Source organism: Salipaludibacillus sp. HK11, assembly GCF_047795645.1.
GTDB lineage: Bacteria > Bacillota > Bacilli > Bacillales > Salisediminibacteriaceae > Salipaludibacillus.
In genome coordinates this window covers 1717467-1728993 of the sequence record NZ_CP181045.1, presented here as the reverse complement: position 1 = coordinate 1728993, position 11527 = coordinate 1717467, and the positions used below count along the sequence as shown (strand labels likewise).

The window sequence follows — 11527 nt, the reverse complement described above, 5'->3', positions numbered from 1 at the left end:
GAAGATACCATAAAACGGTTTGAAAAAGAATGCAAGAAGAAATGAGGGGATAGACAGATGGAAGGGATTTTTCTTACAGATATCGGGAAATTAAGAGCTCATAACGAAGATAATGGTGGTGTAGTTAAAGACACAACTGGTCAGTTATTAGCCTTCGTTGCAGATGGAATGGGTGGTCATCAGGCAGGCGATGTAGCAAGCGCAATGGCCAAAGAGAAGTTGTTGAACTTTTGGAATGAGAATAATGAAGAGTTTAACCCTAAAGGAGCAGAAAAGTGGTTGTTAGATAGAGTTAAAACTATAAATGACGAATTATTTGATTATGCACAAAACAACCCAAATTGTGAAGGGATGGGGACAACACTTGTTGCTGCGGTTTGTTCAGAAGAATTTGTAACCTATTCGAACGTCGGTGACTCAAGAGTTTATTTGTTTGAGGAAGAAACGTTAAAACAAATGACAGATGATCACTCCTTAGTTCGAGAACTCGTACGTTCAGGCCAGTTAACTGAAGAAGAAGCAGAACACCACCCGCGAAAAAATGTCTTATTAAGAGCGTTGGGAACAGAAAAAACAATTGAAGTCGATGTAGAAACAATCAGTTGGAAAAGCGGTTCTGCGTTACTACTTTGCTCAGACGGACTCACAAATAAATTATCTGACCTTGAAATTCAAGACCATTTGAAAACAGAGGATTCTATAGCTAAGATTTCTGATGATTTGGTGAAACAGGCTAATGATTACGGCGGTGAAGATAATATTACGATTGCACTCGTTCGGCATGAGACGAAGGAAGTGAGTCAGTCATGAGTCAGAAAAGAATAAACGATCGTTATGAAATAGAGCGTCCTATTGGTGGAGGTGGGATGGCTGATGTTTACTTAGCAAGGGATCTGATTTTAGATCGATCTGTTGCTGTTAAAATGCTTAAGTCTCAATTTTCAAAAGATGATGAATTCATTCGTCGCTTTAGAAGAGAAGCGCAATCGGCAACAAGTTTATCACACCCGAACGTTGTTAACATTTATGATGTCGGTGAAGAAGAAGATCTTTATTATATCGTTATGGAGTATGTAGAAGGCCAAACATTAAAAGACTATATTCAAGAGCAAGGCAATTTATCCGTTCGTGAGACAATTAGGATTTTGAAACAAATGACGTCTGCTGTTAGTCATGCACACGAAAATCATATTGTACACCGAGATTTAAAACCTCACAACATTTTAATGAGCCTAGATGGAACACCAAAAGTGACTGATTTTGGTATTGCTAGAGCAATTAGTGAAGCAACGATTACCCATACCAATTCGGTTTTAGGATCTGTTCACTATCTCTCGCCAGAACAAGCAAGAGGGGGCCAGGTCACCTATAAATCGGATCTCTATTCACTAGGGGTAGTCATGTATGAAATGCTTACAGGTGAGGTTCCATTTAGTGGAGACACACCGGTTTCAGTAGCGATCAAACACTTGCAAGAACCGTTACCTTTATTAAGAGAAAAGATGCCTGAAATACCTCAAAGCGTAGAGAATTTTGTAATGAAAGCAACAGCTAAAGATCCGACGTTAAGGTTTGCAACTGCTGATGCTATGATTAGTGATTTATCTTTAGTACTTCATCCTGATCGATTAGATGAAGAACCTAATTATTTGCCGATACCTGATGAGGAAATGACAAAAGCTGTCCCGATAGTTGGCAATCAACCAAAGGAAAATTATCATGAAACGATAGTTCATCCTAATCCTAAGTCTAAAAAAAGAGATAATACCCCAGATGAAAACCAGGAAGCAGTGGCACCTAAAAAACAGAAAAAAGGTATTAAATTTTGGATTAAAACATCCATCCTTGCACTTATGTTTTTAATTGGTTTAATTTTTGTTGCATTTTACCTTATTCCAAGTTGGCTTCATGTTGATGATGTAGAAATTCCTGAAGGGTTAATAGGGATGCATTATGAAGAAGCGTCAGAGATTCTTATGGAATTAAATTTGGAAGTAGAACAAGACAAACGCCATGATGATGAGATAGAAGAAGACCATGTTATTTCTCATCATCCAGAAGAGGGACAATTTGTGAAAGAAGGGACTACCATTTCTTTAATTGTTAGTGAAGGTGCGGAACCTGTTGAGATGGAAGGTGTCGTTGGCGAAACGAGATCGCTTGCAGAACAGATGTTGGAAGAATTCCAAGGAATTGAAATTGAGTTACAAGAAACATCAGATCATGATGACGACATAGTGCTTGGGCAGAGCCCTGAACCTGGGGAATTAATTTATCCTAGAGAAACAGTTGTCACGTTAACAGTAAGTGAAAGACCGACTCATATTATGAATAATTATTATGGGATGACTCGAGTTGATGTATTGAATTCAGTATCGGGTAACCCCCTCCTTGATTTGGAATTCGAAGAAGACTATGATCCTTTTATAGAAGAAGGGAAAGTTATTTCACAATCTCCAACTCATGGAACGGAAATTCGTGAACTTACAAAGGTCACCGTCATTTTATCAAGGGGACCTGAACCTGAAGAAGAGGTTGAAGAAGTGGAAGAAGAACAAGAAGAGGCGGAACCTATTAACGTGAATGTTCCGTTTATCATGAACGTGCCTGAAAATGGTGGCGAGGAGAACTCGTCTTACCGAATTCAAATTTCTGTCACTGATAGTAACAATCCAACACCAAATCGAGTAATTGATGAAGAAATTAGTGAGGGGAAGACATATGAAATCCCAATGACGGTTGCTCCAGGGGAATCTGGATTTTTAATCCTTATAGTTGATGGGGAGGAATTTGATAATTCTCCATATGAATACACTTATGAGGAATTAAGAAGAGAATTTGGTGATGAGTAATAAATTTGAAGGAGGTCCGAATGCCAAAAGGACAAATTGTTAAAGCGTTGAGTGGTTTTTACTATGTAGAAAATGAGGATGGAATTTTTCAGTGTCGAGCGAGGGGAATTTTTCGAAAGCGAAAGGTTTCCCCACTCGTTGGGGATTGGGTCGAGTTCGATGCAGAAAACCGAACTGATGGATACATTATGGTGCTAAATAAACGAAAAAACGAGCTCGTTCGGCCACCAATTGCTAATGTTGACCAAGCGATTCTCATTTTTTCTGTTGAAAAGCCTTCTTTCAACCCTGTTTTACTCGATCGGTTTCTTGTTCATGTAGAAGCGAATAATGTTGAACCAATCATTTGCTTATCGAAGGTTGATTTAGAAAGAGATGAAGAGAAAGATGCTATGATAAGCTATGTAGAAGACTATAAAAAACTAGGTTACGAAGTATTAAAAACATCGATATACATTGAAGAGACACTCAAAAGTCTTGAGCCATTTATCAATGGGAAAGTATCTGTCTTTGCTGGCCAATCAGGCGTAGGGAAATCATCGCTTCTTAACGCATTGAAGCCGGGTATTAATATCGAAACCAATGAAATATCGAAAAGTTTAGGGCGAGGGAAGCATACGACACGGCACGTAGAATTAATCTCGTTAAATGGTGGAGGATATGTGGCTGATACGCCTGGATTTAGTTCGTTGGACTTTATCGATTTTAAAGCAGAAGATTTATCACTGTATTTCCCTGAAATGCGTCAACGAATAAACGATTGTAAATTTCGCCAATGCACACATGTAAACGAACCTGGATGTGCGGTGAAAGACGCTTTTAATAAAGGTGAAATTGCGCCTCATCGATATACTCACTATGTTGAATTTTTAGATGAAATAAAAAAGCAAAAGCGGAGGTACTGAAAATGATAAAAATAGCGCCATCGATTTTGGCAGCAAACTTTTCAAAGCTAGGAGAAGATATTAAAGAAGTAGAAGAAGGGGGAGCGGATTATATCCACGTTGACGTAATGGATGGTCATTTCGTTCCAAATATAACGATAGGTCCTCTTGTAGTAGAAGCGATTAGACCATTGACGAAACTCCCTTTAGATGTCCATTTAATGATTGAAAATCCCGATAAATTTATCCCCTCGTTTGTAAAAGCAGGAGCGGATATTATTAGTGTGCATGTAGAAGCTTGTCCTCACCTGCACCGTACAATACATATGGTGAAAGACCTAGGTGTGAAAGTTGGCGTCGTGTTAAATCCAGCTTCCTCAGTCGATACGATCAAACACGTTATTGACGATGTAGATTTAGTACTTCTTATGACTGTTAATCCTGGTTTTGGTGGACAGTCATTCATAGAACCGGTAATGACAAAAGTAAAAGAAGTCAAAGAATTAGTTGATATTTCGGGGAGAGATATCGATATTGAAATTGATGGTGGTGTAAACGTAGAAACGGCGAAGCTTTGTATAGATGCAGGCGCGAACGTGTTAGTTGCTGGTTCTGCTGTTTATGGTAAAGAAGATCGCAAAAAGGCAATTGAATCGATTCGTCAAGCAAGATAACATAATGGGATTTAAATAAATATGAACCACGAGGGGAGTCCGATGAAGACTGAGGGGCGACCCTTTAAACCTTGGAATCTGTAAGTTCATGCTTGCGTAGGGATTGTGGAGCCCATATTATTAACGGCTGTTGCATGAAGCAATAGTCGTTTCTTTTGCGTACACTTTTCTCAAACTTGTGGTTAAACAAGCAAGATTTAAAAATTGCTGAATCATAATAAAGGAGCGAAATTTTTTGACTTATATATTGATGGCAGGCGGACCAATTCAACAAGTACCTTTAGTCGATAAAATTATAAAGGAATACCCTGATGCACATTGGATTGGGGTAGATCGTGGCGTTTTTATCTTATTAAAACATGGGATAGAACCTGAGCATGCTTTTGGTGACTTTGATTCATTAACTAAGGAAGAACGTGACTGGATTGACAAAACTGGAATAAAACTAAATGTATTTCCTTGTGAAAAAGATGAAACAGACATGGAAATTGCATTAAAATGGACATTGAAACAACATCCATCTCAAGTGATTCTCTTTGGAGGCACAGGAGGTAGGCTTGATCATTTATTTATGAATGCACAATTAATATTGCAAGGTTTACAGCAAAAAATTCCTGTTTATATTCAAGATCGTTGGAATAAATTGACGATTTGGAATCCTGGTACATACACAATTGAAACAAGTAATTATCCCTATGTGTCTCTCATTCCACATTCTAGCGAGGTGAAAGGTTTAATGTTAGAAGGGTTTCGATATCCATTAGTGAATGCTTCTATTAAACAAGGATCTAGTCAGTGTGTGAGTAATGAAATTATTGCTAATCAAGGAACAATCACATTTTCAGAAGGTCGTTTATATGTCTTTCAAACAATGGACGAAATAACTGATAAGTAATCGTAGAAAAAGAGGTACTATTTTTCCCTTTCTGAATATAATGTGTAATAACGAGATGCTGAATAGTGATTTCTCAATCATAAGAATCATTCACTTCGAATGTTCTTTCGGGGAGGGGAAAGCATGAAGTTTTATACAATTAAATTACCTAAATTTATTGGAGGATTTGTTCGTGCGGTACTTGGGACCTTTCGTAAAGGTTAACAAAGGATTTAGTGAGAGGCGATTTTTTTAACTCTATAAAGATGGCTATTTTATTTATTTAAGTTGTCTCTAATATTGGAATACTGTGATTTCATCGAAGTAGAATGCGCATGAGGATATCATCAGGTCTAAAAGAATAAAAAAACGGCGCAACATGCGCCGTTTTTTATCCCTGTAATTTACACACGTTCCACTTTACCTGATTTCAGTGCGCGAGCAGAAACATAAACCTTTTTCGGCTTGCCATTAACTAAAATACGTACTTTTTGTACGTTTGCACCCCAACGGCGCTTTGTAGTGTTCAACGCATGAGAACGTTTATTTCCAGTTCTAGGGCCACGACCCGTTATAACACATTTACGTGCCATAAATATCCCTCCTTCTCTTTCACAATAAAAAAACCATTTGTATACTTATTAAATTCAAATCAGACACTTGGTTATATTAGCATAGGAAGTTAAAGAATTCAAGTTATTTGTATATTTATATCAAGGAGAGAAGCTTGACAGCTAATAATAAACCAAGTATGGTTAAATTGCTTTTGGATTGACAGAAGTTTTCTTTTAAAAGTTGTTATTATATAGTAAAATAACGGTAGCCATAAAGGTAAAATACCTTATAAGGAGGCATATTTCCTATGACCATAGAGATGAGAACAAAGTTTGGCAGTATTGACGTATCAAAAGAAGTAGTTGCTGTTATAGCAGGTGGCGCAGCGGTCGATTGTTATGGCATTGTTGGCATGGCTTCACAGAAGCAATTAAAAGACGGTATTACAGATTTACTAAGGAAAGAAAATTTGGGGCGCGGTGTGGTCATCCGTGAACTAGAAAATGAAGAAGTTCACATCGATATGTACATTATTGTAAGTTACGGAACGAAAATATCTGAAGTAGCTCACAATGTTCAATCCAAAGTGAAGTATCAGCTAGATCAGATGCTTGGTTTGAAAGTCGATTCAGTAAACATTTTCGTTCAAGGCGTTCGCGTTACAAACCTATAGAAGTTTATAGTTAGGAGGAACATTCGTGACTACGAAGATTATCGAAGGAGAGAAATTTGCACAAATGCTTGTAGAGGGTGCAAACAACCTTTCCAGTAATTCAAAAATTATTGATTCATTAAATGTGTTTCCCGTTCCAGATGGAGATACGGGAACGAATATGAACCTGACCATCACTTCAGGAGTCAAAGAAGTGAGGGCGAAATCAGATAATCATGTTGGAGCTATTGCTTCTCGATTTGCCAAAGGGCTCCTAATGGGAGCAAGAGGGAATTCAGGAGTAATCCTTTCGCAACTTTTTCGAGGATTCTCTAAATCCGTAGAAGGAAAAGAAACGATTACAGCAAAGGATTTAAGTAAAGCCTTTGAATATGGAGTTGAAATGGCTTATAAAGCAGTTATGAAACCTGTTGAAGGAACGATATTAACAGTTGCGAAAGATTCAGCTAACTTAGCGCATGAATACAGTAAAAATAACGATGATGTTATTGACTTGATGGCTGCTGTTCTAAAAGAGTCAAAAGCATCTTTAGAACGTACACCTGATTTATTGCCTGTTCTGAAGGAAGTTGGAGTGGTTGATTCTGGTGGTCAAGGCTTAGTAACAATTTATGAAGGTTTCCTTGCCGTTTTAAAAGGAGAAAAAATTTCAGATGCGACTCATCAAGATGAGCCACATATGGACGAGCTTGTAAAATTGGAACATCACCAATCTGCGCAAAGTCATATGTCAACAGAAGATATTGAATTTGGATATTGCACAGAAGTAATGGTGCAGTTTGAAGATGAAAAAATCGCTGAGAATCCATTTAGTGAAGATGGGTTTCGTCAACATTTAGATCAATATGGGGATTCTTTGTTGGTAGTTGCTGATGACGATTTATTGAAAATTCATATTCATGTTGAGTATCCTGGAAACGTCATTTCAGCTGCGCAGAAGTTCGGTTCTCTTGTAAACGTTAAAATAGAAAATATGCGCGAACAGCATACGACTATTTTGAACGAAAAGGGGACAGAACCGACGCAACCAACAAAAAAAGCAACGAGCAAGCCAATCCAAAAAACGGAATATGCTGTTATCACTGTTGGAATGGGAACAGGAATTGCTGATCTATTCAGAGGATTGGGTGTGAAGAAAGTCATTGAAGGTGGGCAAACAATGAACCCATCAACAGAAGACTTCGTCAAGGCGATAGAAGAGTGTCAAGCGGAAAAAATAATTCTATTACCTAACAACAGTAATATTATAATGGCGGCAAATCAAGCCGCAGAAGTATCGGATCTAGAGGTAACTGTTGTTCCTTCAAAGTCTGTTCCACAAGGTCTAGCTGCTATGCTGGCATTTAATCCAGTGCAAGGTTTAGAAGAGAATGCTGAGGGTATGAAAGAAGCGATGCAGGAAGTGAAAACTGGTGAAGTAACTTACGCTGTTCGAGATACAAGTTTAAATGGCGTGGCAATTAAAAAAGGTGACTTCATGGGAATTTATGAAAAAACAATTATATCTACAGGGCCTTCTGTTCAGTCAGTCGCGAAAGAGCTTATTGCTAAAATTGTTGATGATGAGAGTGAAATTCTTACAATTATAAGAGGTGAAGATAGAACAGAAGCGGAAGCGAAGGAACTCGTTCAATACATCGAAGAACAACATGAAGAAATAGAAGTAGAAGTTCATACTGGGAATCAGCCACTCTATTCTTATATATTATCCATAGAATAGAATAATCTGGTCAAAGGTCGGGACCATCTATTTGTTTATCAATGCATTTGGTAGTTGGCTATCTTATATGGGTTTCGATCTTTAATTAGTCCGGATCTTTGGACATCCTCTTTATGGAACGTCATTTACTACTATTATACAGGGGGTTGTTTTGATGAGTATTGTAAAAATTGTCACGGATTCAACAGCTGATATACCGGTAGCAATTCAACAAGAGTTAAACATTTCTGTTATCCCATTGAAAGTTCATTTTGAAGAAGAGACGTTTGAAGATGGTGTTAATTTAACAGCGAGTGAATTTTACCGAAAGTTGGCCAAAGAAAATTTTATTCCAACAACATCTCAACCAACGCCACATCAATTTGAAACAGAATATCGTCAGTTGTTTGAGGAGTATGATCATCCCGATATCATTTCTATTCATTTATCTTCAAAATTAAGCGGAACGTTTCAATCTGCCTATATCGCTTCTCAAACATTGGGTGACGAGATTCCGGTTACGGTAGTCGATTCCAAGCGAGCATCCTATGCTATTGGTGTCATAGTTGTTGAAATCGCTACAATGGCGAAGGCAGGCGCATCAAAAGAAAAATGTTTAAATAGAATAGACGAACTATTGGTAGATACCTCAGTCTTTTTCATGGTAGATACATTAAAATACCTTGAAAAAAATGGGCGGATTGGTAAAGCTTCAGCAATTTTAGGATCGATGTTGAAAATCAAACCTATCTTATCCCTGACAGAAGAAGGGGAAGTATATCCGTTTGAAAAAGTTCGGGGTCAAAAGAAAGCAGTTCAGCGAATTATTCAAGAATTCGAAAATCGCTATGGCAAAGACGACGTTCATGTGGGGATTTCACATGCTGAAGCTGAAACAGAGGCTAAAGCATTGATGAGCAAATTGCACGATCATTTCTCGATTAAAAAAGAAGTGATAACGAACATTGGTCCAGTTATTGGAACGCATGTTGGCCCAGGAACGATTTCTATTGCTGTAACTAAAATGGCGAAACAATAAACAATTGAGAAACTGTCCTATTTGATATGGGGCAGTTTTTTAGTGATGAATGTTTGCGAAAGGTTACAAAACAGAAACGAAAGTAGTTTGTGATCATTGGCAATTGATGGTTGATTGGGAATGAATTTAATAAGATAATAAGGTGTAATTAAATTTTGGTGTAGAATCGATTCCAACCAAATCAAGTAAGGTGTGATGGAATGTTTCAATCAGTATCAACATTAACAGGTGTAGGTCCTAAAGCAATGGAACAACTTAATCAAATGGGAATAGACACCATCCAAGATTTATTTGAGTATTTTCCTTTTCGATATGAAGATCACGCGATCCGTCCGATAACTGAAGTCCAACATGATGAGCGGGTGACACTTCAAGGAAAGGTACATAGTGAACCTGACTTGCGCTTTTTTGGAAAAAAGAAGTCGAGACTGTCCGTGCGAGTTCTTGTGGACGGTCTCCTAGTGCAAGCGATCTTCTTTAATCAACCGTATTTAAAAAAGCAAATTAACCTAGGTGATTTATTGGTTTTTTCTGGGAAACTAGACCGTAATCGTTTAGCAATCACAGGTGGGACGGTAAAGCCGAAGACAGTGGAAAGAGAAAACGGGTTAGAACCTGTTTATTCCGTGAAAGCTGATATCAAGGTTCAGATGCTGAAGAAATTGATTGACCAAGCATTTAAGCAATATGGTCAGACGATCAGTGAGATTTTACCAGAGCAGCTTTTAGCGACCTACCGATTAATGGAGCGAAAGGCAGCGCTCTATCATTTGCATTTCCCAGCAGATATTAATACATTTCAGCAGGCAAAACGCAGAATGATTTATGAAGAGCTCTTGTTATTCCAAATGAAAATGCAATTATTTCGTAAGAAACGAAGAGAAGAAGAAAAAGGACAAGAAAAATCTTTTTCTGAGAAGAAAATTTCTATGTTTATCGAAAAACTCCCGTTCCCACTTACTGGAGCACAGAATCGCGTTTTAAAAGAAATTCTTGCTGATCTCCATTCTTCTTATCGAATGAATAGACTACTACAAGGGGATGTTGGATCAGGAAAGACAATTATAGCCGCCATTTCACTCTATGCAAATGTTTTATCTGGGTACCAAGGTGCATTGATGGTACCAACTGAAATTCTTGCTGAACAACACGTAGAGTCCCTTCAAGAATTGTTTGTGGGAATGGATATCCGTATTGCACAGTTATCAGGGTCGGCAAAAGCGAAAGAACGAAGAAAAACTTTACAGAATTTGAGTGACGGAACTATAAACATCATTGTCGGTACTCACGCGCTTATTCAAGAGGGAGTTGACTTTGCTAACCTAGGATTCGTTATCACCGATGAGCAACACCGATTTGGAGTAGAACAGCGGCGTGTCCTAAAGACGAAAGGGTTGCAACCGGATGTGATGTTCATGACAGCAACACCTATTCCAAGAACGCTAGCAATTAGTGCTTTTGGTGATATGGATGTTTCAACAATCGATGAAATGCCAAAAGGACGGAAACCAGTAAAAACACATTGGGCTAACCATGATAAGTTACCAAGAGTAATAGACTTTATGAAAAAAGAATTAGTAAAAGGTCACCAAATCTATGTCATTTGCCCTTTAATAGAAGAATCAGAGAAGTTAGATGTTCAAAATGCGATCGATTTACACCACCAGCTTTCGCAAGTTTTAGCTGACACATCTGTCGGGTTAATGCACGGACGACTTCATCATGATGAGAAAGATGCGACAATGAGTGCATTTGCTAACAATGAGAAGCAAATTCTTGTATCGACTACTGTAGTAGAAGTAGGTGTGAACGTTCCAAATGCTACGATGATGGTGATTTATGATGCAGATCGATTTGGTTTATCCCAACTTCATCAACTTCGGGGGAGAGTTGGCCGAGGGTCAGAACAAGCCCATTGTATCTTACTAGCCAATCCTAAAACGGATGTAGGCAAAGAAAGAATGACGATTATGACAGAGACAAATGATGGATTTGAGCTTTCGCAGCGAGATTTAGAATTAAGAGGACCTGGAGATTTTTTTGGCGTGAAACAAAGTGGATTACCCCAATTTAAGATAGCTGATATCGTCGAAGATTACCGAGTGTTAGAGATTGCTCGGCAAGATGCAGCAAAGTTAGTTAATTCAAGTGCGTTTTGGTCCAGTGAAGATTATCGAATGTTGAGGGAAACGTTGGAGAAGCAAGGTGCCTTTAGAGAATCAAAGTTCGACTAATAAATTTCTGGTTGAAAACTTTATCTGCGAGATATATACTACT

At 38.1% G+C, this 11527-nt stretch carries 11 protein-coding genes; 10 read left to right on the top strand and 1 reads right to left on the bottom strand.

The window, feature by feature from the left end:
* The first annotated feature begins 57 nt into the window (after positions 1-57).
* From ACM26V_RS08550 to spoVM, 6 genes are all read left to right on the top strand, one after another.
* Positions 58-810, top strand: coding sequence for a Stp1/IreP family PP2C-type Ser/Thr phosphatase (locus ACM26V_RS08550; RefSeq protein WP_416151000.1), 753 nt, complete (start codon positions 58-60; stop codon positions 808-810).
* Entirely contained in the window at positions 807-2852 is a 2046-nt protein-coding gene (gene pknB / locus ACM26V_RS08545) for a Stk1 family PASTA domain-containing Ser/Thr kinase (RefSeq protein ID WP_416150999.1), read from the top strand. The genes ACM26V_RS08550 and pknB overlap by 4 nt, the downstream gene beginning before the upstream one ends.
* A gap of 20 nt (positions 2853-2872) precedes the next feature.
* Complete coding sequence (rsgA, locus tag ACM26V_RS08540; RefSeq protein WP_416150998.1) at positions 2873-3757, top strand: ribosome small subunit-dependent GTPase A; 885 nt, start codon at positions 2873-2875, stop codon at positions 3755-3757.
* A 2-nt stretch (positions 3758-3759) separates the two neighbouring features.
* Positions 3760-4410, top strand: coding sequence for a ribulose-phosphate 3-epimerase (gene rpe, locus ACM26V_RS08535; RefSeq protein ID WP_416150997.1), 651 nt, complete (start codon positions 3760-3762; stop codon positions 4408-4410).
* A 235-nt stretch (positions 4411-4645) separates the two neighbouring features.
* Positions 4646-5305 carry a thiamine diphosphokinase gene (locus ACM26V_RS08530; RefSeq protein ID WP_416150996.1) on the top strand — a complete coding sequence of 220 codons (660 nt, stop codon included), beginning with the start codon at positions 4646-4648 and terminating at the stop codon, positions 5303-5305.
* A gap of 123 nt (positions 5306-5428) precedes the next feature.
* Complete coding sequence (spoVM, locus tag ACM26V_RS08525; RefSeq protein ID WP_416151828.1) at positions 5429-5509, top strand: stage V sporulation protein SpoVM; 81 nt, start codon at positions 5429-5431, stop codon at positions 5507-5509.
* A gap of 179 nt (positions 5510-5688) precedes the next feature.
* Here spoVM and rpmB read toward each other — a convergent pair whose 3' ends face one another.
* Complete coding sequence (gene rpmB / locus ACM26V_RS08520; protein ID WP_416150995.1) at positions 5689-5877, bottom strand: 50S ribosomal protein L28; 189 nt, start codon at positions 5875-5877, stop codon at positions 5689-5691.
* 269 nt (positions 5878-6146) lie between these two features.
* Here rpmB and ACM26V_RS08515 point away from each other — a divergent pair, with 269 nt between their 5' ends.
* From ACM26V_RS08515 to recG, 4 genes are all read left to right on the top strand, one after another.
* Complete coding sequence (locus ACM26V_RS08515) at positions 6147-6512, top strand: Asp23/Gls24 family envelope stress response protein (protein ID WP_416150994.1); 366 nt, start codon at positions 6147-6149, stop codon at positions 6510-6512.
* 25 nt (positions 6513-6537) lie between these two features.
* Positions 6538-8232 (top strand): DAK2 domain-containing protein, encoded by a 1695-nt coding sequence (locus ACM26V_RS08510; RefSeq protein ID WP_416150993.1) that lies wholly within the window; start codon positions 6538-6540, stop codon positions 8230-8232.
* 154 nt (positions 8233-8386) lie between these two features.
* Positions 8387-9250, top strand: coding sequence for a DegV family protein (locus ACM26V_RS08505; protein WP_416150992.1), 864 nt, complete (start codon positions 8387-8389; stop codon positions 9248-9250).
* Positions 9251-9450: 200 nt separating this feature from the next.
* A complete protein-coding gene (gene recG / locus ACM26V_RS08500; protein WP_416150991.1) occupies positions 9451-11484 on the top strand; it encodes an ATP-dependent DNA helicase RecG in 2034 nt (677 codons plus the stop codon).
* Positions 11485-11527: the final 43 nt, after the last annotated feature.